We start from the raw sequence: 20,835 nt of genomic DNA on the forward strand, positions 1-20,835 counted from the left end.
AACTATAAAGGAGAAAAACATGACATTTGAAGAAATCTTGCCAGGACTAAAGGCAAAAAAGAAATATGTACGTACTGGTTGGGGTGGAGCTGAGAACTATGTCCAGCTCTTTGATACCATTGAACAAAACGGAGTCGCTCTTGAAGTGACACCTTATTTCCTCATCAACGTCTCTGGTGAAGGGGAAGGTTTTTCCATGTGGAGTCCAACTCCTTGTGATGTCCTAGCCACAGACTGGGTGGAAGTCCATGACTAAACGAGTCTTAGTTACAGGCGTTAGCTCAGGGATTGCTCTGGCTCAAGCTCGCCTATTTTTAGAAAAAGGTTATCAGGTTTACGGTGTGGATCAGGGGGATAATCCTGACTTGCAAGGTGATTTTCACTTTCTACAACGTGATTTAACGCTTGACTTGGAACCTATTTTTGACTGGTGCCCTCAGGTGGATATTTTGTGTAACACAGCTGGAGTTTTGGATGACTACAAACCTTTACTAGAACAATCAATTCAGGAAATCCAAGAGATTTTTGAAATCAACTATTTGACTCCAGTAGAGTTGACGCGATATTATCTGACTCAAATGCTGGAAAATAAAAAAGGAATCATCATCAATATGTGTTCCATCGCTTCAAGCCTAGCTGGTGGTGGTGGTCACGCCTATACCTCGTCCAAACACGCCTTGGCTGGCTTTACCAAGCAGTTGGCACTAGACTATGCAGAAGCTGGTATCCAGGTCTTTGGGATTGCTCCTGGTGCAGTTAAGACTGGTATGACCGCAGCTGATTTTGAACCAGGCGGTCTGGCAGACTGGGTAGCCAGTGAAACACCTATCAAACGCTGGATTGAGCCAGAGGAAGTAGCAGAAGTCAGCCTCTTTTTGGCCAGTGGAAAAGCCAACGCCATGCAAGGGCAAATACTGATGATTGATGGTGGCTGGTCTTTGAAGTAGGGAAGAATTTAGTAATACCTCCAAGATGAATTGGCAGGTAAAAGAAGGAGAACAACACATGACACCGCAAGAAATGTGGAATGCTTACAAGCAAATCAACCCCTCTATCGGAGATGAGATAGACGCCTGGGCTTTTGGAGTGGAACCAGACCTTTTAGCGGAACTGGTCTTTAAAGGTGAAAAAACAGCAACCGCCTCAGCCTATGATCTATATGCAATAGAGAACGAACCCCTTCCACAAGCAGGGACCTTTGATGTCATTTTAGACAGTCAAGATAAAGCTGTTTGCATCATCGAAGTTACAAAGGTTTCCGTTCAGCCTTTCCATCAAGTGTCAGCCGACCATGCTTACAAGGAAGGTGAAGGAGACAAGTCTTTAGCCTATTGGCGTCAGGTTCATGAAGAGTTTTTCACCGAGTGGATGAATGAGGCCGGTCTGGCTTTTACACCTGACAGCAAGGTGGTTTTGGAAGAATTTCGCAAGGTCTACCCACTTTAGATTGAAAAAGAAAGTTTTGGAAGTAGTTGTCCAAAGCTTTTTTCTGACTTTAAATGATAAAACGAGTAAACAAAAAGCGGACAATCATGTCCGCTTTTTTGAATCTATCAAGTGAAGTTGTGGATAAAGTATTTCAAAGATGTTTGGCTTTGGAATCCCTATTCATATCACTTCTACATTGGTTGATTATTTTTTACGATAATGTAAAACTGTTCCTACAGCTACGATAAGCATTGCAACACCAGCAACAGAAACAATTAGGCTGTTACGTTCACCAGTATTTGGAAGTCCTGGTTTGTCTCCAGTTGTTGAATCTGTTGTAGGTCCTCCAGGAGTTGTAGTTGATGATGTTGAACCATTTGAACCTGGAGTTGTTGGAGCTGTTGTTTCAGAAGATGAGCTCTCAGGAGTTGTTGTTGAAGAAGTTGATTCTTCTTCGCTACTGTTTTGACTAGTTGGTTCTTCTGGAGTCGTAGTTGAAGTTGTAGACTCAGGAGTTGTAGTCGTTGTAGAGCTTGATTCTTCACTACTATTTTGACTAGTTGGCTCTTCTGGAGTCGTAGTTGATGATGTAGACTCAGGAGTTGTAGTCGTAGTTGATGATGTAGACTCAGGAGTTGTAGTCGTAGTTGATGATGTAGACTCAGGAGTTGTTGTAGTAGTAGATGAAGTCGTAGACTCAGTAGTTGTAGTAGTAGATGTCGTAGTCGTAGTTGAAGTTGTCGTAGTCGTTGTTGGTTTGTTTGAAGTATTTACGACTTTAATCACGTTTGAATCATCAATTTTTTCAACTTTAGAAGTGTAACCTTCTGGAGTGTTTGTTTCTACTACTGAATATTCAATTGCCTTACCATCTTTGATACCTGGCAAATTTGTAAATGTTGCTTGCCAGCCAGAAGCTTTTGTAAGGGTTTGTGTTAATCCTTCCAAGGCTTTACCGTCAGCGTACAATTGAACTGTGATGTCTTTACGATCTGCTTCGCTATCGCCAACCCATTCTTTTTGAACTGTTACGGTTTTGTCACCGCTCACCCAGAATTTCAATTCTGTGTTGTTCCAGAAGGCTGGGTCAGTTTGAGGCGTTGTGATTTCATCAGCTGTTAAAGTAGCATTGTTATCTACTCGAATAGTTGTCTTAGGAATGATTGTTTGGTATTCAACGATCAATTCATCGCTAGATGCTGTTTTAAATACATCACTAACATCTGATAAGTTCACAGTAAATCCATTGCCGTCTGCATCGAATTTCACATGTTTCCAGAAATCCCAACCTGAAGCAACCACTTGTCCACCTTTTCTTAATGTGAATGATGGTTTCAAGTAAGTACCCACGAAGAATTCACTTGCAGCGTGATTTGCAGCAGGAGCAAAAGTGATTTTTGAGTAATCTACAGCTGGAGCTTGGATTTTATCTGATACAACAGGGTTTGTGAGGGCTTGTTTCTTACCATCACCATTGATACGGATGAACCATTTTGTAAGATAGTAGTCATCTCCAACATTCATCCATGCATAGTTTTCAGATGCGTCTAATTTGAATTGCTTAGCTACATAGTCACCTGTAAGGTTGTATTTATTTAAGACTGATTCAAATACGCCAGGACCGTCAGGACGTGTGATGACAACTGATTCAGAACCTACTTTTGAAGTAGCTGTTTTGTTTCCAGGATTTCCTGGTGTGCTATCCCATTCTGCTTTGTATGAGAATCCACCTTTAACGTTTTCGTTCATTGACTCGATTGCTTTTTTGAATGTAAAAGTAATCTTTTTGTTTGTCATTGAAACAGTCGCTACTTCAGCACCGTTAGCTTGAAGTGATTGCGTTGCGAGTTCTGTGATATTGACACCTTCTGGGGTGTCAATGGTGAAAGTATCCCCATCTTTAACAGATTTACCTGTTAAATCCCAGTCAAATGAGAAGGTAACTTTTTGTCCACTTGCTTGAGCTTTTAAATTAGTTACTGTTGGTGTAACAGTTGCTGCAGACACTGGGTTAATGATTGACAAACCAAGTGCAACTACACTAATCATTGCTACAAACGCAAATAGTTTTTTATATAGAGATTTCAATTTCCCCAAATCCTTTCTTCTATAAAATCTTCTTATTTAGTTTTAACACCCAAAATGTTTACTTTTATCATTAATAAGATTTACAGTCTAACTACGACAATTAGTGTAATTTTACTACTGCTCCAAGGTAGATAAAATTACACTAGTTTTTCAATCTCCGTATATTATCAACTAGTCTACAATATGTTTGATAGTAAAACGTAGAATGGATTTTCGATTAGTTTTCTTCATGACAGAGAATACATGTTGATTTTATTTAGAAGAGAACTCTGAATTTCTGAATAAATATGATTCGTTACAGAAAAAAACTAATAAATTAACTGTAAAATAGTAAAGAAAAAGTAAGACAAAATGAATGTTATAACATGGTATTAATGATACCAATCAAATTTTAGCATTAACATATTCATTAGTCAATGAATTTGATGCAAATTTCATATAAATTTAGGCAATTTTTGACTATTTTTGACAATTTCTGATAAACGGCTTAAAACCTAGAAAATAAAAGCGTTTCGGAAACTTTTTTCTTATATATTTAGTTTAAAAAGACAAAATTCTTCTAAAAGTAGTTTAAAAGCTTTTTTCTGTCCTGAATTATGATAAAATAGGTATGTTTGAACTAGAGCATCTGCTCTGATATTTAGAATAGGAGAACATTATGCAAGCAGTAGAACATTACATTGAAAAACTTGTTCCTGAACATTATGATTTATTTTTGGACTTAAGTCGCGAAACCAAGACCTTTTCAGGGAAAGTAACCATCACCGGTCATGCTAAAAGTGATCGTATTTCTCTTCACCAAAAAGACTTGGAGATTGCTTCTGTAGAAGTAGCTGGTCAAGCTCGTCCATTCAGTCTTGATAACGAAAACGAAGCTCTTCATATCGAACTTGAGCAAGCAGGTCAAGTTGAATTGGTTCTTGCTTTTTCAGGTAAAATCACTGACAACATGACAGGAATCTACCCATCTTACTACACAGTTGATGGAGTAAAGAAGGAAGTTTTGTCAACTCAGTTTGAAAGTCACTTTGCCCGCGAAGCCTTCCCATGTGTGGACGAGCCAGAAGCAAAAGCAACCTTTGACCTTTCTCTTCGTTTTGACCAGGCAGAAGGCGAATTGGCCTTGTCAAACATGCCTGAGCTTGATGTTGAGAATCGTAAAGAAACTGGTATCTGGAAGTTTGAGACAACACCTCGTATGTCTTCTTACTTGTTAGCTTTTGCGGCTGGAGACTTGCAAGGAGTTACCGCAAAAACTAAAAATGGTACTTTGGTAGGTGTCTACTCAACCAAAGCACATCCACTTTCTAACCTTGAATTCTCACTAGACATCGCTGTTCGTTCCATCGAATTTTACGAAGACTACTATGGTGTCAAATATCCAATTCCTCAATCTCTTCATATCGCCCTTCCTGACTTCTCAGCAGGTGCTATGGAAAACTGGGGTCTTGTCACTTACCGTGAAGTTTACTTGGTTGTGGATGAAAACTCTACCTTTGCTAGCCGTCAACAAGTAGCCCTTGTCATTGCCCATGAGCTTGCTCACCAATGGTTTGGTAACCTTGTGACTATGAAGTGGTGGGATGACCTTTGGCTCAATGAAAGCTTCGCAAACATGATGGAATATGTCTGTGTGGACGCCATTGAACCAAGCTGGAATATCTTTGAAGATTTCCAAACAAGTGGTGTTCCTTCAGCTCTAAAACGCGATGCGACAGATGGTGTTCAGTCAGTTCACGTTGAGGTCAGCCATCCAGACGAAATCAATACTCTCTTTGACCCTGCTATTGTCTACGCCAAGGGTAGCCGTCTCATGCACATGCTTCGTCGTTGGCTAGGAGATGCTGATTTTGCGAAAGGATTGCATGCCTACTTTGAAAAACACCAATATGGAAATACAATCGGTCGTGACCTATGGAATGCTCTTGGTCAAGCGTCAGGTCGTGACGTAGCAGCCTTTATGGATTCTTGGTTGGAACAACCTGGTTATCCAGTGTTGACTGTTAAAGTTGAAAATGATGTCTTAAAGATTTCACAAAAACAATTCTTCATCGGTGAACACGAAGATAAGAACCGTCTCTGGGTAGTGCCACTCAACAGCAACTGGAAAGGTTTGCCAGATACACTCGAAACTGAAAGTATTGAGATTCCTGGCTACGCTGCTTTGCTTGCTGAAAACAAAACAGCCCTTCGACTCAACACTGAAAATACAGCCCACTACATTACAGACTATCAAGGTGAATTGTTGGATGCAATCCTTTCAGAATTAGTAGAACTTGATAATACAAGCAAACTTCAAATCGTCCAAGAACGTCGTTTGTTGGCTGAAGCTGGTCACATTTCATTTGCGGACTTGCTTCCAGTTGTGGATCAATTAGCACAAGAAGAATCTTACCTAGTTGTTGCAGCAGTTTCTCAAGTTATTTCAGCCCTTGAACGCTTTATCGATGAAGGAACTGAAACTGAGAAAGCCTTTAAAGCACTTGTTGCGAAACTTGCTCGATACAACTACAACCGCCTTGGATTTGAAGCAAAAGACGGAGAAGCAGATGAGGACGAATTGGTTCGTCAATTGACAATCTCAATGATGATTCGCTCAAATGATGAGGAAGCGAGCCAAGTCGCAAGTCAAATCTTTGCATTACATAAGGACAATCTTGCAGGTCTTCCAGCAGCTATTCGTTCACAAGTTCTCATCAATGAAATGAAACATCATGAGACAAAAGAATTGGTAGCTCTTTACCTCGACTTATATACTCATGCTACAGATGCAGTCTTTAAACGTCAGTTAGCTGCAGCCCTATCATACAGCACAGATGCTGAAAATATCCAAACGCTTCTCGCAACTTGGAAGGATAAATTTATCGTCAAACCACAAGACCTTGCATTGTGGTACCTCCACTTCCTTGGACACAAGGCCACTCAAGAAACTGCTTGGACATGGGCGCGTGAAAACTGGGATTGGGTTAAAGGCGCTCTAGGTGGAGATATGAGCTTTGATCGATTTGTTATCTACCCTTCAAACGTTTTTAAGACGGAAGAACGCTTGGCAGAATACAAAGCCTTCTTTGAACCACAAGTTTCTGACCTAGCTCTTAGCCGTAATATCCGTATGGGTATCAAGGATATCGCAGCTCGCGTTGAATTGATTAAGCGTGAAAAAGCAGCCGTTGAAGCAGCAGTTGCACAATATAGCAAGGCTTAACACATTCAAGTCTAAATAGATGATAAAAACTCAACTTTTTCCTAGAAAAACAAGGAAAGTTGAGTTTTTTTTAAGATATTTTTGTTATAATAAGCTTAATAAGGAGGAATTTTTGATGATCAAAATTCTATTAGTGGAAGATGACCTAGGCCTGTCAAATTCAGTCTTTGATTTTTTGGATGATTTTGCTGATGTCATGCAAGTTTTTGATGGAGAAGAAGGTCTTTATGAGGCTGAAAGTGGCGTATATGATTTGATTCTGTTGGACTTGATGTTGCCTGAGAAAAATGGATTCCAAGTTTTAAAAGAGTTGCGTGAAAAAGGTATTTCGACTCCTGTTCTGATCATGACAGCCAAGGAAAGTCTCGATGACAAAGGACATGGATTTGAACTTGGGGCAGACGATTATCTAACAAAACCTTTCTATTTAGAAGAGCTCAAAATGCGTATCCAAGCCCTTCTTAAACGTTCTGGTAAATTTAACGAAAACACTCTTTCTTATGGCGACTTGACAGTTAACCTCTCTACAAATGAGGTTAAGGTTCACGATACTTCTGTTGAGTTGCTCGGTAAAGAATTTGAGCTCTTGGTCTATTTCCTCCAAAACCAAAATGTTATTCTACCTAAGACACAGATTTTTGACCGTTTATGGGGATTTGATAGTGATACAACTATTTCCGTTGTAGAAGTCTATGTATCAAAAGTTCGTAAGAAATTAAAGGGGACAGCCTTTGCCGAAAACCTTCAAACCTTGCGTAGTGTTGGGTATATTTTAAAACATGTTTAATAAATTTAAAAAGAATTGGTACGCAGAAGATTTCAGCTACTTTATCCGTAACTTTGGAGTATTTACTCTGATTTTCTCTGCTATGACCTTGATTATCTTGCAGGTTATGCACTCCAGTCTTTACACATCTGTGGATGAGAAACTTTTAGCGCTTAGCAATAATCCTCAGGATATTATTCAATTGGCAGTCAATCGTGCAACAGAAAATGTTAAGGATATAGATGGTGGAAATGTTACCTCAAATCCGGATAAAAGAGTCACAATTAGCTCCAATACGGAAGTTATTTTGCTGGATTCTAATCTCAATCAGCTAGTGACTGGCAATCGCTTCTTAGGTTTGGATAGAATAACCTTCAATAAAAAGGATTTAAACCATATTCGTCAGCTTCATATTGTAAATAGCTATGGTCAGGATGAGGTTTATCGTGTCGTCTTGACGGACATGAAAGTCGATTCTGTCTCTAGTAATATTAAGTATGCTGCTGTCCTAATCAATACCAGCCAGCTAGAACAAACCAGTCAAAATCACGAACAGTTAATCGTAGTTGTGATGGCAAGCTTTTGGATTCTATCTATCTTGGCTAGTCTTTACCTTGCTCGTGTCAGTGTTAAGCCCCTACTCGAAAGTATGCAAAAGCAGCAGAGCTTTGTGGAAAATGCTAGTCATGAATTACGCACTCCACTAGCAGTTCTTCAAAACCGTCTGGAAACACTTTTTAGAAAACCAGAAGCGACTATTATGGAATCTAGTGAGAGCATCGCATCTAGTTTGGAAGAAGTTAGAAACATGAGATTCCTAACGACGAATTTGCTCAATTTAGCGCGTAGAGATGACGGGATTAAGCCGGAGCTTGGAGAAGTTGAACCCGACTTCTTTAATACAATCTTTACCAACTATGAAATGATTGCATCTGAAAATGATCGTGTCTTTCGTTTCGAAAACCGTGTGCATCGTACCATTATCACAGATAAACTCCTCCTCAAGCAATTGATGACCATTCTGTTTGACAATGCTGTCAAGTATACGGAAGAAGAAGGAGATATTTATTTTGAGATTTCAACGACAGAACGCAGCCTATATTTAACGGTAGCGGATAATGGTATTGGTATCTCTGCAGAAGATAAAAAGAAAATCTTTGATCGATTTTACCGTGTTGATAAGGCTCGTACACGTCAAAAGGGAGGTTTTGGTCTTGGTTTGTCATTAGCCAAGCAAATCGTTGATGCTCTTAAGGGAACTATCAACGTTAAGGACAATAAACCAAATGGAACCATCTTTGAAGTCAAGATTGCTATCTCAACACCACCAAAACGAAAGAATAAATAAAAAAACCTTCGATTCATCGAAGGTTTTTTTATTTGAATTTTTTCTTGATAAAAGTGCGCTGAAATTGTAAAGCTACAAGACTGAGGCCGATAGCCAAAGCAAATGATAAAACAGTGTTCAATTTAAGCGATAAGAACATAAAACTAAAGATAGCTAAAAAGACACAGAAGCAAGCAATGTTTACAAAAAATAGGACTTCCTTTACACTAGTAACAGAAGTATTTTCTGGAACATAATCTTGAAACTGAGCAGTTTTTATACTTTCTTGTTCTAACTCATACGGGTGTAGTTTTCTTGCGGGCATATTTCTCTCCTTAACAGTACATTACTATTTTATCATTTTTTAAAGAGAGAATTATTACAGGATTGTTACAAATTGCATAAAATCTGTTATCAAGGCCAATTTCGGAATTCTTGACATGCTGATGGGAAAATGATAGGATGAGTAAACCGTTTAAACTTTATCATTTTCTCATATTATATACAAGGAAAATTTGATGGTTGAAACGAATAAAAATCATACACAGATGCAAATAAATTCAATTTTGAAGTAAGGACAGGATTCTTTTAAATTGATTCTAGCTGTTCATGACGAGATAGTTTTCTATCTTTAGTGCTATGGTAAAGAGGAGATTTGTTCCCTCGACAACAGAATACTTAAAGGAGATCGACATGTATCTTGCTATCAAAGAAATTTTACAGAATAAACTGCGTTACAGTTTAATTCTAACAACCATTTTTCTCATTGCTTTTATGGTCTTTTTTATGACCAGTTTGGCTCTCGGGCTTGTTCGAAATAACAGGGCTGCTATTGATAATTGGCAAGCAACTGGAGTTGTGCTATCCGATTATGCAAATGATAATTTAACTGCATCCTTTATACCAGAAAAAGACTACAATGATAAAGTGTCTAAGGATGCTGTTCCCCTGAGCTATATGTTTGCGGTGACAAACCTTGTTAATAGTAGTGACAAAATGAATGTCTCTATTTTTGGTCAAGAGTGGGACAGTTTTATCTCGCCAACCCTGATTGAAGGGCGTTACCCAGAAAATGACCAAGAAGTGGTAGTGGATCAGTCTTTTGAAAATTACGGCATCAAACTCGGGGACGCTATTCAACTCAACGGAAGTGAGACAAGTTTTAAGATTGTAGGTTTGACCAGAGAAAATAAATTTTTTACGGAACCTGTTGTCTTTACGAGCCTAACAACGTATTGGGATTTACAAGGAACAACAAAAGGCAATCGTTCGATCTCTGCATTGGTATTGCAAAATGATGTAGAAGTGACTGTTGATGGCTTGACGCAGATTTCTATTCAAAAAATGATTTCGAAAATTCCTGGCTATACTCCTCAGGTCAATGTATTCTCAGGAATGATTCTAGCTATGATTGTCATTACAGGTCTGATTGTAGGAATTTTTATCTACATCATTACCATTCAAAAATTAGGCCTCTATGGAATTATGCGAGCACAAGGGATTCAGATAAAATCCATCGTATGGTCTCTTTTCTGCCAAATCTTTCTCTTATCTGGTTTGGGTATCGGATTAGCCTTATTTGCTATTGGGGCTGTCATTTTAGTCTTACCTGCAACCTTCTTTTTCTACCCTAGTTGGTTGGCATACTTTGTCTTAAGCCTGGTCATTTGCTTGATGGCACTACTAGGTGGCGTCATTTCACTTCCGCGTCTACTTAAAGTGGATCCAATTACAGCGATTGCAGAATGATAAGGAGAATGATATGACGACATTAATTGAGATGATTCAAGTGACAAAAACTTATGGCGAAGGCAATATGAAAGTTACAGCTCTCCATGAAACCAATTTTCAGCTAAACGCTGGGGAGTTTGTAGCGATTGTGGGGCCTTCTGGATCAGGTAAAACAACCTTTTTAACGACTCTAGGCCAACTTCAAGAAGCTTCAAGTGGAAAGATTCTAGTAAAGGGAAAAGAGACTGGGCATTTATCTGAAAAAGAAAAAACGGATTTGCGCTTTAGAGAATTTGGTTTTATCCTCCAAGCTTCAAATCTGATTCCCTTTTTAACGGTTAAGGAGCAATTAGATTTAATTGACCGTTTGGATAAAAAGAAATCTATAAAAAGTGACCGACAAGAGTTGTTCAGTTTATTGGATTTGGAGAAGGTTCAAAACCACTATCCCAAAGCTCTCTCAGGTGGAGAACGGCAACGAGCTGCAATTGCTAGAGCTCTATACAATAATCCGAGTATTGTACTTGCAGATGAGCCAACAGCTAGCCTAGATACACAACGTGCTTACCAGGTTACAGATATGCTGGCTTCAATTGCCCATGAGCAAGGCAGGGGTGTTGTCATGATTACACATGATACTCGCTTACTGGATAAGGTTGACCGTGTTTATGTTATGGATGACGGACGACTTGTTGAAAAGACACAAGCATAATACGAAAAAGTGAACTGTCATTGATACGGTTCCCTTTTTTTGAAAATTTGGGCTAACAAGACTCACTTTTCTATATAGCTGATTTTTTGGAAATGTGGTATAATTTTCTCTATGGAAAAGATTATCATTACAGCAACTGCTGAAAGTATTGAACAAGTAAAACAGCTACTCGAGGCTGGTGTCGACCGTATTTATGTTGGTGAAAAAGATTTTGGGCTTCGTTTGCCGACCACCTTTAGTCATGAAGAATTGCGTGAAATTGCAAAAATCGTTCACGATGCAGGGAAGGAATTAATCGTTGCGGTCAATGCCCTCATGCACCAAGATATGATGGACCGCATTAAGCCATTCTTGGACTTTTTAGAGGAAATCAAGACGGACTACATTACTGTAGGAGATGCAGGGGTATTTTATGTGGTCAACCGTGATGGTTATTCTTTTAAAACCATCTATGACGCATCAACCATGGTCACAAGCAGTCGTCAGATTAACTTCTGGGGACAAAAAGCGGGGGCATCAGAAGCTGTCTTGGCGCGCGAAATTCCATCTGCTGAGCTCTTTAAAATGCCTGAAATTTTGGAAATTCCTGCTGAAGTCTTAGTCTATGGTGCTAGTGTTATCCATCATTCTAAGCGTCCACTCTTGCAAAACTACTACAATTTCACACAGATTGATGATGAAAAAACTCGTCAACGTGATTTGTTCCTTGCAGAACCGAGTGACCCAGAGAGTCATTACTCTATTTTTGAGGATAATCATGGAACTCATATCTTTGCCAACAATGACCTTGATTTGATGACCAAGTTGAATGAATTGGTAGAACATGGCTTTACCCACTGGAAATTAGAAGGTCTCTATACTCCAGGTCAAAACTTTGTGGAAATTGCCAAGCTCTTTATCCAAGCTCGCAACTTGATTCAAGAAGGGAACTTCACACATGACCAAGCCTTTTTGTTAGATGAAGAAGTTCGCAAGCTCCATCCTAAAAATCGTTTCCTTGATACTGGATTTTATGACTACGATCCTGATATGGTTAAATAAGCATCAAAAACCCGAAATAAAATGTTCGGGTTTTTCTAATATTTGGATGAATTTGAAGCGTATTCATGATATAATAGAAGTAGCTCTATTTGGAGGTATATAAGTGGAAAATCTGAAAAAAATGGCAGGGATTAAGGCTGCCGAGTTCGTCAAAAATGGTATGGTTGTCGGGCTTGGAACAGGCACCACTGCCTACTATTTCGTCGAAGAAATAGGTCGTCGTATCAAGGAAGAAGGCTTACGGATTACAGCTGTAACGACTTCTAGTGTAACCAGCAAGCAAGCAGAAGGCCTCAATATTCCTCTTAAGTCTATTGACCAAGTGGATTTTGTAGACTTAACTGTGGATGGTGCGGATGAAGTAGACAGTCAGTTTAATGGCATCAAAGGTGGTGGTGGTGCCCTTCTCATGGAGAAGGTTGTAGCAACTCCATCTAAAGAATATATCTGGGTTGTTGATGAGAGCAAACTGGTCGAGAAACTGGGTGCTTTTAAATTGCCAGTAGAGGTTGTTCAGTACGGTGCCGAACAAGTCTTTCGTCGATTTGAACGAGCTGGCTATAAACCGATCTTCCGTGAAAAGGATGGCCAACGTTTTGTGACGGATATGCAGAACTTTATCATTGACCTCGCCTTGGAAGTCATTGAAGATCCAATTGCTCTTGGGCAAGAATTGGACCACGTCGTTGGTGTCGTTGAGCACGGCTTGTTTAACCAGATGGTTGATAAGGTCATTGTGGCCGGACAAAATGGCCTTCAAATTTTAACTTCAACAAAAGCAAAATAATTAAAACAATAAGGAGACACACTATGCCAAAATTTAATCGTATTCACTTGGTAGTATTAGATTCTGTAGGAATCGGTGCAGCACCAGATGCTCATAACTTTGTCAATGCAGGTGTTCCTGATGGTGCATCAGACACGCTTGGACACATTTCAAAAGCTGTAGGTTTGGATGTACCAAACATGGCAAAACTTGGTCTTGGAAACATCCCTCGTGATACACCATTGAAGACTGTTCCATCTGAAAGAAAGCCTACTGGTTATGCGACTAAGCTAGAGGAAGTTTCTCTTGGAAAAGATACCATGACCGGTCACTGGGAAATCATGGGACTTAATATCACAGAACCATTTGATACTTTCTGGAATGGCTTCCCTGAAGAAATTATCACAAAAATTGAAGAATTTTCAGGACGTAAGGTTATCCGTGAAGCTAACAAGCCGTATTCTGGTACAGCTGTTATTGATGATTTTGGACCACGCCAAATGGAAACCGGCGAGTTGATTATCTATACATCAGCTGACCCAGTTCTTCAAATCGCAGCCCACGAAGATATCATTCCTTTGGATGAACTCTATCGTATCTGTGAATACGCTCGTTCAATTACCCTTGAGCGTCCTGCCCTTCTAGGTCGTATCATTGCCCGTCCATATGTTGGTGAACCAGGTAACTTCACTCGTACAGCAAACCGTCGTGACTTGGCTGTATCTCCATTTGCACCGACTGTTTTAGATAAATTGAATGAAGCTGGCATCGATACTTACGCTGTTGGTAAAATCAACGATATCTTTAATGGCGCTGGTATCAATCATGACATGGGCCACAACAAGTCAAATAGTCATGGAATTGACAACTTGATCAAGGCTATGAAATCAGAAGACTTTAAACATGGCTTCTCATTCACTAACTTGGTTGACTTCGATGCCCTATATGGACACCGTCGTGATCCACACGGGTACCGTGATTGCTTGCATGAGTTTGATGAGCGATTGCCAGAAATTATGGCAGCCATGAGAGAAGATGATCTTCTTTTGATTACTGCTGACCATGGGAACGATCCAACCTATGCTGGTACTGACCATACTCGTGAATATATCCCACTCTTGGCATACAGCCCATCCTTTAAAGGAAGTGGTCTAATTCCAGTCGGAAACTTCGCTGATATCTCAGCAACTATTGCTGAGAATTTTGGCGTTGAAACTGCCATGATTGGTAAGAGCTTCCTAGATCAATTAGTTTAAGATGACTCGCTACGCTCTTCTCGTAAGAGGAATCAATGTTGGTGGAAAGAATAAGGTAGTGATGGCTCAATTACGTCAGGAATTGGCAGAGTTGGGATTAGAAAATGTTGAAACTTACATTAATAGTGGCAATATTTTCTTTGATAGCAGTAAGGCTAGAACTCTCTTAGTTGAGAGTCTGCAGAGCTTCTTTGGAGTGCATTATCCATTTATCAAAAGTTTTTCCTTATTGTCTCAAGAAGACTATGAAGAGGAACTTAGAACCCTTCCCGCTTGGTGGTTCCAAGAAATGGCTCGAAAGGATGTTCTCTTTTATACAGAGGGACTACATGTAGAAACAGTTGTAGAGAAAGTGAAATCTCTACAACTTCTAGATGAAGTTCTTCATTTCGGAAAGCATGGAATCTTCTGGGGCAAATTGTCAGAAGAAACCTACGCTAAAACAGCCTATCACAAGCAACTGCTGAAGCTGCCTTTCTATCGCAAGATTACTATTCGAAACGCGAATACCTTTGACAAAATCGGTCAATTGCTAAAAAATTATGAAGGAGACAGATAATGACATTATTAGCAAAAATCAATGAAACAGCTGCTTTCTTGAAAGAAAAGGGAGTAGAGGCGCCAGAGTTCGGTTTAATCCTTGGTTCAGGACTTGGTGAATTAGCTGAAGAAATCGAAAATCCAGTCGTAGTAGACTACTCTGAAATTCCGAACTGGGGTCGTTCAACAGTTGTTGGACACGCTGGTAAATTGGTCTACGGAGAGCTTGCAGGACGTAAGGTTTTAGCACTTCAAGGACGTTTCCATTTTTATGAAGGAAATCCGCTTGAAGTTGTTACTTTCCCAGTGCGTGTCATGAAAGTTTTGGGCTGTGAAGGGGTTCTTGTTACCAACGCTGCTGGTGGTATCGGATATGGACCGGGTACCTTGATGGCTATTTCAGACCACATCAATATGACTGGTCAAAACCCATTGATTGGTGAAAACTTGGATGACTTTGGTCCACGTTTCCCAGATATGTCTAAAGCTTACACACCAGAATACCGTAAGACTGCTCATCAAGTGGCTGACAAACTTGGTATTAAATTGGATGATGGTGTCTATATTGGTGTGACTGGTCCAACTTATGAAACTCCAGCTGAAATCCGTGCCTATAAGACATTGGGAGCAGATGCTGTCGGAATGTCAACTGTTCCAGAAGTCATCGTTGCAGCACACTCTGGTTTGAAGGTTCTTGGTATTTCATGTATTACCAACTTTGCGGCTGGTTTCCAAGAAGAGCTCAACCACGAAGAAGTAGTAGAAGTGACAGAGCGCGTCAAAGGCGACTTCAAAGGGTTGCTAAAAGCGATCCTTGCTGAACTCTAATCCAATGAAAGCACGACTCCAAAGTCTGCCCTACGGACTGAGGTTACTTCTAGCCACCTTATCATTAGGGATCGGGACGGGTCTGGTCGGAATTGCCTGTCATTATCTACTAGAAGGGGTACAAGAGCTGGCCTTTGGCCAAGCTAGTTCGGATTTGCTCCAGCAATTTCAAGAAGCTGGAGGTCTCCGTAGATTTCTGGTCTTGTGTGTGACTGGGTGCTTGGCAGCTGGCTTCTGGTATGTCCTGCAAAAGCGTTATAAGATTCTGTCTATTCGCCAGCAAATGGATTTAGCTGGAGACAGGCAACCAGCACCCTTAGCCCACCTCCTTCATGCAGGGATGCAGGTTGCGATTGTCGGAGCAGGTGCATCGGTCGGAAAAGAAGGAGCTCCACGTGAGGTCGGGGCTCTTCTAGCTGGTCGCTTGGCGAAGGGCTTCTCACTAGCTCTCAAAGACCGAAAAGTCTTGGTCGCCTGTGGTGCTGGAGCTGGTTTAGCTGCAGTCTATCAAGTCCCCTTTGCCAGTAGCTTATTTGTCTTTGAGACCTTAGGACTCGCCTACAGTTGGCAGAACTTTCTACTGGTTTTGACCAGCACTTATCTGGCCACCTGGCTTGCTCAGTCCATCGTTGGTCAGGAGGCCATTTATCACCTATCTGCGGTTTCATGGTCGGCTAGCAGTTTCATACAGGCTGTTGTGATTGCTTTCTTGGTCACTCCCTTGGCTCTGGTCTTTTCTTTCCTCGCTAAGCGGGCTAGTCACAAACGGCGGAAGGATAGGACGATTCTTTGGGCTCTTCCTCTAGCCTTTCTTGTGCTGGGGAGCCTAGTAGCCTTTTTTCCTATCTTTATGGGAAATGGCCAGGTACTAGCGCAAGCCCTCTTATCTAGCCAGTCGATTCCTTATCTTCCACTGGCTCTTGCAGTGAAGGGGCTTCTGGTTTATCTCCTCTTGCGCAATGGTGCTTATGGGGGGACCTTGACACCATCATTTGCCTTAGGGATTGGATCTGGTTACCTAGTAACCTTGCTTTTGACAGCAGTTGGGATTCATTTAGATCCTGCTCTAGGGATGTTACTAGGAGCGACAGTCTTTTTAGGGACGACCTTAAAAGCTCCTCTGACAGCCATTGCCCTGAGCCTTGGATTTACAGGCCAAACTTGGAATTTGACTATCCCGCTTGTACTTGCGGCTGGTCTGTCTTACGTGATTCGAAAGAGATGGGAGAAGAAATGATGAAGGTACATTTTGTACTGCATGAAACCTTTGAAGTGCCGGGCGCTTATCTAAAATGGGCGCAGGAGCGTGGCCATCAAGTGACCACGACCAAAGTCTATGAGAATGAAGCCTTACCAGAGACAGTGGATGAGATTGACTTCTTAATTGTGATGGGAGGACCTCAATCACCTGATGAAGACAGAGAAAACTTCCCCTACTATGACCCTAAGTCTGAGCTTGCTTTTATGAAAGAAGCGATAGCTGCAGATATCTATATTGTTGGGGTCTGTCTTGGCGCCCAGCTCCTGTCTGTTGCCTATGGTGCAAAGTATGAGCACAGTCCAGAACGTGAGATTGGGGTTTATCCAATATCGCTTACTGAAGCTGGTTTAAAAGATGAACATGTCAAGGTTCTTGGATCGACTCTAAATACAGGACACTGGCATGGCGATATGCCAGGATTGACAGAAGATGCTGTTGTTCTTGCGACCAGTCAAGGGTGTCCACGTCAGATTATTCGCTTCAGTTCTAAACACTATGCTTTCCAAGCTCACTTGGAATTTGATTCAGAAGCAGTTAATTTCTTGATTGCTGCTGACGGTGAAGAAGTTTTGGAAGAACAAAGTCAAAACCTGACATTTGTTCAAAACACTCAAGACATTCGTGCTTACGATTATCGAGAAATGAATGCCAAACTCTTTGCGTTTTTGGATTCATTAACAAAATAAATAAAAAAGAAAGGTAGAGCATGTGTTCTAATTTGAACACGAGCGGAAAGCTTTTCAAAACAAAAAATGAAAGGAAAGGGAGTTCGGGTTTGAAATTGAACCCGGGCTAGAGGCTGTTTAAAAAAGATAAATTCTCCTAGATGCGATGCATCTTTGTCGGATTTCCTATTTTTACTTTGCCTCTTTAACGCCCTTGGTATCTTATATTATGTCTATCCATATTGCTGCTAAGCAAGGTGAAATTGCTGATAAAATTCTTCTTCCTGGAGATCCTCTTCGTGCGAAATTTATCGCCGAGAACTTCCTTGAAGATGCTGTATGCTTTAATGAAGTCCGTAACATGTTTGGTTACACAGGTACTTATAAAGGTCACCGTGTATCTGTCATGGGTACTGGAATGGGGATGCCATCGATCTCTATCTATGCGCGTGAGCTTATTGTTGACTACGGTGTGAAGAAATTGATCCGTGTGGGAACGGCTGGTTCTTTGAATGAGGATGTGCATGTTCGTGAATTGGTCTTGGCACAAGCAGCTGCAACCAACTCAAACATCATCCGAAACGACTGGCCTCAATACGATTTTCCACAAATCGCTAGCTTTGATTTGCTAGATAAAGCCTACCACATTGCCAAAGACCTCGGTATGACGACCCATGTCGGAAATGTCTTGTCATCAGATGTCTTCTATTCAAACTACTTTGAAAAGAACATTGAACTTGGTAAATGGGGTGTAAAAGCTGTGGAAATGGAAGCAGCAGCACTATACTACCTTGCTGCTCAACATCATGTGGATGCCCTGGCCATCATGACTATTTCAGACAGTTTGGTCAATCCAGATGAGGACACAACTGCTGAAGAACGTCAAAATACTTTCACAGACATGATGAAAGTTGGTCTAGAGACCTTGATTGCAGAATAAGAAAAAAGGTTTCCTTTAAAGGGAAACCTCTTTTTTATGAAGAAAACGGTCAAGTTCTTTTTGATTGTTAATAATCGTAATTTTACTCGCATAGTCAAGGTATATTTTTTGATAATGTGCCTTGTGAGAGGGGCTACGACCGTCCCAAAGAATCCAGCGGATAAATTCCCAGTTAAACTGTTCAGGACAACCGTCTGCCATACTCTCTCTAACTTTTCCTCTATATTTAAGATAACGCATAAAGGCTCTAAACAAGCAGTTCCAAGCTGAAAAGTTTAGAAAGATAATCTGATCAGCTTGCTTCATTCTCTCCTCATAGCAACACCAAGTGTAGTTGCCATCAATGACCCAATCATCATGTTCAGTAAGGAAAGTTTCCATCTCGTTATACATCCACTTGCGGTCGCTATCTTTCCAACCAGGTTGAAATTGTAGGGTATCCATGTGGAGTTTTGGGATGGAGTAGTAGTTGGAAAGTTTTTCAGTCAGGGTAGATTTGCCTGAACCAGAATATCCGATAATTGCTATTTTCATGATATGCTCCCAAAATATGGCACAAAAAAAGCTCCGAAGAGCTCATTTTGTATGTTACGGTTTTTGATTAACCAAGTTTCGCTGCAAGACGTGCTTTATCACGGCTTGCTTTGTTCTTGTGGATCAAACCTTTAGTTTCTGCTTTATCGATGGCTGAGCTAGCAGCACGGTAAAGTTCTTCAGATGGGTTTGCTTCAAAAGCTTTGATAGCAGTACGCATAGCTGATTTTTGTGCTGAGTTCTTTTCGTTTTGTTTAACGTTCAATTCAGCGCGTTTGATAGCTGATTTAATGTTTGCCAATGTTCTTACCTCCATATTTACTAACTATACCATTATATCTGAAAACTGTTATTTTGACAAGGGGAAATCATTTTTTTAAATAAATTTCATCAATTTCATGATTTTTAGATTTATGAAGAATGACTTCAGCCCGATTTCTAGTTGGTTCGATATAGTTCTGTAGATTGGTTAAATTGATACTAGTCCATACTTGATGAGCAAATTCTTTAACTTCACTGATGGGTTGCAGGGTGAAACGATAGTAGTAGTTGCTGGGATCATCTTGTGCAAAACTAAGTAGTTTTAAGAAACGATCCAAATACCAACTCTCGATATCATCAACCGCTGCATCTACATAGATTGAAAAATCAAAGAAATCTGTGATATAAAGTCGGCTATTATGCGGTGTTTGAAAGACGTTGATACCCTCTACGATGACAAAATCCGCTGCTTGAACTCTTTGTGTTTTATCAGGTACGATATCATAAATTTCGTGAGAATAGACTGGAATGTCAACATCCTGACCATTCTTAAGTTGGTCTAGGAAATTAAGTAGAGCCTCCATATCATAGCTCTCAGGGAACCCTTTTCGATTTAAGATGTTACGTTCAGTTAAGACGCTATTGGGATATAGAAAACCATCAGTTGTAACCAATTCCACGCTTGCTTCAGGGAAAATACGAGAAAGCAAAATTTGTAAGAGACGGCTTGTAGTTGATTTTCCAACGGCTACACTACCTGAAACTCCGATAATAAAAGGCTGATTTTTACTCTCTCTTTGGAGAAAAATTCCTTTTGAAAAGGCTAGATCTTCCTTGGAACGTTTGTAGATTTGAATAAGGTGAGCCAGCGGTAGATAAATATCTGTTACATCTTGGAGACTGATCTGGTCATTGAAACTCTTAATCGAATCTAACTCCTCCTCAGTTAAAGGTGGGGTTGTTTTACGGTGTAAAGATTGCCAGGTTCTACGGCTGATTTTTTCATAATGCAAAAATTCGTTCGTCATAAAATATCCTCGTTTGATAACTCAGTATACCATAAAATGGAAAGAAAGACATCTGAATTATTTGAGAAAAAGCGCTTTCTTTGCTAGAATATAAATAGAATGGACGTGATATGAGGTGATGTTATGAGACTAGTAGTGAGTGATAAAATTCTAAAACTGGCTAGCTTACTGGTTGTGATTCTGTGGTTATCTCCGACTTTGATTGAGTTTACTGTGAGTTTAGGAAGTCAGACCTATAGTTGGTCTGCCTTTGTCTTGTTATTCTTGCTACCAATTATTGGTTTTATTTACTTGATTCTCGCCATTTTAACAAGAAAATGGTGGCTTTTCTTGTTTGGTCTAGCCTGTATTTTTTCCTTTGCTATCACTATGGCATTGGGTTCTTACTTGCTCGGCCCCTAAGGGATTAGGCAACTTATACTATTTTTTAATAAATCGATGTCAAACAAAAGCCTTTG

The 20,835-nt window shown here is 40.2% G+C and carries 22 protein-coding genes; 17 read left to right on the forward strand and 5 right to left on the reverse strand.

All coding sequences use genetic code 11. From position 1 onward, the window contains the following. Positions 1-19 precede the first annotated feature (19 nt). From HMPREF1481_RS03225 to HMPREF1481_RS03235, 3 genes are read left to right on the forward strand one after another with little or no spacing between them, the layout of a single operon-like run. Positions 20-256 carry a DUF2829 domain-containing protein gene (locus HMPREF1481_RS03225; RefSeq protein ID WP_000141913.1) on the forward strand — a complete coding sequence of 79 codons (237 nt, stop codon included), beginning with the start codon at positions 20-22 and terminating at the stop codon, positions 254-256. Beyond that, complete coding sequence (locus HMPREF1481_RS03230; protein WP_016465651.1) at positions 249-947, forward strand: 3-oxoacyl-ACP reductase; 699 nt, start codon at positions 249-251, stop codon at positions 945-947. The genes HMPREF1481_RS03225 and HMPREF1481_RS03230 overlap by 8 nt, the downstream gene beginning before the upstream one ends. Positions 948-1,005: 58 nt before the next feature. Next, entirely contained in the window at positions 1,006-1,446 is a 441-nt protein-coding gene (locus HMPREF1481_RS03235) for an ASCH domain-containing protein (protein ID WP_016465652.1), read from the forward strand. A 186-nt stretch (positions 1,447-1,632) separates the two neighbouring features. Here the strand turns inward: HMPREF1481_RS03235 and HMPREF1481_RS03240 are convergent, their stop codons facing one another. After that, the gene (locus HMPREF1481_RS03240) at positions 1,633-3,516 is read right to left on the reverse strand and encodes a Cna B-type domain-containing protein (protein WP_016465653.1); all 1,884 of its coding nucleotides are present in this window, start codon (positions 3,514-3,516) and stop codon (positions 1,633-1,635) included. Between the two features lie 658 nt (positions 3,517-4,174). Between HMPREF1481_RS03240 and HMPREF1481_RS03245 the strand changes: the two genes are divergently transcribed. The 3 genes from HMPREF1481_RS03245 to HMPREF1481_RS03255 all read left to right on the forward strand — a co-directional run bounded on the left by HMPREF1481_RS03245 (position 4,175) and on the right by HMPREF1481_RS03255 (position 8,835). After that, positions 4,175-6,721, forward strand: coding sequence for a M1 family metallopeptidase (locus HMPREF1481_RS03245; RefSeq protein WP_016465654.1), 2,547 nt, complete (start codon positions 4,175-4,177; stop codon positions 6,719-6,721). A gap of 115 nt (positions 6,722-6,836) precedes the next feature. Then, entirely contained in the window at positions 6,837-7,508 is a 672-nt protein-coding gene (ciaR, locus tag HMPREF1481_RS03250) for a two-component system response regulator CiaR (RefSeq protein WP_016465655.1), read from the forward strand. After that, positions 7,501-8,835, forward strand: coding sequence for a sensor histidine kinase (locus tag HMPREF1481_RS03255; protein ID WP_016465656.1), 1,335 nt, complete (start codon positions 7,501-7,503; stop codon positions 8,833-8,835). The genes ciaR and HMPREF1481_RS03255 overlap by 8 nt, the downstream gene beginning before the upstream one ends. A gap of 28 nt (positions 8,836-8,863) precedes the next feature. Here the strand turns inward: HMPREF1481_RS03255 and HMPREF1481_RS03260 are convergent, their stop codons facing one another. Continuing rightward, complete coding sequence (locus HMPREF1481_RS03260; protein ID WP_016465657.1) at positions 8,864-9,139, reverse strand: DUF3270 family protein; 276 nt, start codon at positions 9,137-9,139, stop codon at positions 8,864-8,866. 368 nt (positions 9,140-9,507) lie between these two features. On the opposite strand from HMPREF1481_RS03260, the gene HMPREF1481_RS03265 reads away from it, so the two are divergent. The 10 genes from HMPREF1481_RS03265 to deoD all read left to right on the forward strand — a co-directional run bounded on the left by HMPREF1481_RS03265 (position 9,508) and on the right by deoD (position 18,554). Further along, positions 9,508-10,563 (forward strand): ABC transporter permease, encoded by a 1,056-nt coding sequence (locus HMPREF1481_RS03265; protein ID WP_016465658.1) that lies wholly within the window; start codon positions 9,508-9,510, stop codon positions 10,561-10,563. 13 nt (positions 10,564-10,576) lie between these two features. Next, on the forward strand, positions 10,577-11,257 hold the full coding sequence (locus HMPREF1481_RS03270) for an ABC transporter ATP-binding protein (RefSeq protein WP_016465659.1): 681 nt from the start codon (positions 10,577-10,579) through the stop codon (positions 11,255-11,257). 111 nt (positions 11,258-11,368) lie between these two features. After that, positions 11,369-12,298: a peptidase U32 family protein gene (locus HMPREF1481_RS03275; RefSeq protein ID WP_016465660.1), complete on the forward strand. Its 930-nt coding sequence runs from the start codon at positions 11,369-11,371 to the stop codon at positions 12,296-12,298. A gap of 103 nt (positions 12,299-12,401) precedes the next feature. Further along, the gene (rpiA, locus tag HMPREF1481_RS03280) at positions 12,402-13,085 is read left to right on the forward strand and encodes a ribose-5-phosphate isomerase RpiA (protein WP_016465661.1); all 684 of its coding nucleotides are present in this window, start codon (positions 12,402-12,404) and stop codon (positions 13,083-13,085) included. A 23-nt stretch (positions 13,086-13,108) separates the two neighbouring features. After that, positions 13,109-14,320 (forward strand): phosphopentomutase, encoded by a 1,212-nt coding sequence (locus HMPREF1481_RS03285; RefSeq protein ID WP_016465662.1) that lies wholly within the window; start codon positions 13,109-13,111, stop codon positions 14,318-14,320. A gap of 1 nt (position 14,321) precedes the next feature. Beyond that, positions 14,322-14,879 carry a DUF1697 domain-containing protein gene (locus tag HMPREF1481_RS03290; RefSeq protein WP_016465663.1) on the forward strand — a complete coding sequence of 186 codons (558 nt, stop codon included), beginning with the start codon at positions 14,322-14,324 and terminating at the stop codon, positions 14,877-14,879. Continuing rightward, positions 14,879-15,688, forward strand: coding sequence for a purine-nucleoside phosphorylase (locus HMPREF1481_RS03295; protein WP_016465664.1), 810 nt, complete (start codon positions 14,879-14,881; stop codon positions 15,686-15,688). The genes HMPREF1481_RS03290 and HMPREF1481_RS03295 overlap by 1 nt, the downstream gene beginning before the upstream one ends. Positions 15,689-15,692: 4 nt before the next feature. Next, entirely contained in the window at positions 15,693-16,925 is a 1,233-nt protein-coding gene (locus tag HMPREF1481_RS03300) for a chloride channel protein (RefSeq protein ID WP_016465665.1), read from the forward strand. Next, positions 16,925-17,635, forward strand: a complete 711-nt coding sequence (locus HMPREF1481_RS03305; RefSeq protein WP_025173255.1) for a type 1 glutamine amidotransferase — start codon at positions 16,925-16,927, stop codon at positions 17,633-17,635. The genes HMPREF1481_RS03300 and HMPREF1481_RS03305 overlap by 1 nt, the downstream gene beginning before the upstream one ends. Positions 17,636-17,843: 208 nt before the next feature. Further along, the gene (gene deoD / locus HMPREF1481_RS03310; protein WP_025173256.1) at positions 17,844-18,554 is read left to right on the forward strand and encodes a purine-nucleoside phosphorylase; all 711 of its coding nucleotides are present in this window, start codon (positions 17,844-17,846) and stop codon (positions 18,552-18,554) included. A 15-nt stretch (positions 18,555-18,569) separates the two neighbouring features. Here the strand turns inward: deoD and HMPREF1481_RS03315 are convergent, their stop codons facing one another. The 3 genes from HMPREF1481_RS03315 to coaA all read right to left on the reverse strand — a co-directional run bounded on the left by HMPREF1481_RS03315 (position 18,570) and on the right by coaA (position 20,377). After that, complete coding sequence (locus HMPREF1481_RS03315; RefSeq protein WP_016465668.1) at positions 18,570-19,088, reverse strand: DNA topology modulation protein; 519 nt, start codon at positions 19,086-19,088, stop codon at positions 18,570-18,572. A 67-nt stretch (positions 19,089-19,155) separates the two neighbouring features. Then, positions 19,156-19,404, reverse strand: a complete 249-nt coding sequence (gene rpsT / locus HMPREF1481_RS03320; protein ID WP_029689628.1) for a 30S ribosomal protein S20 — start codon at positions 19,402-19,404, stop codon at positions 19,156-19,158. Positions 19,405-19,456: 52 nt separating this feature from the next. Continuing rightward, positions 19,457-20,377, reverse strand: a complete 921-nt coding sequence (gene coaA / locus HMPREF1481_RS03325; protein WP_016465669.1) for a type I pantothenate kinase — start codon at positions 20,375-20,377, stop codon at positions 19,457-19,459. Positions 20,378-20,500: 123 nt separating this feature from the next. Between coaA and HMPREF1481_RS03330 the strand changes: the two genes are divergently transcribed. Next, a complete protein-coding gene (locus HMPREF1481_RS03330; protein WP_016465670.1) occupies positions 20,501-20,779 on the forward strand; it encodes a hypothetical protein in 279 nt (92 codons plus the stop codon). Positions 20,780-20,835 lie beyond the last annotated feature (56 nt).

Origin of the sequence: Streptococcus sp. HPH0090 (assembly GCF_000411475.1) — a bacterium.
GTDB lineage: Bacteria > Bacillota > Bacilli > Lactobacillales > Streptococcaceae > Streptococcus.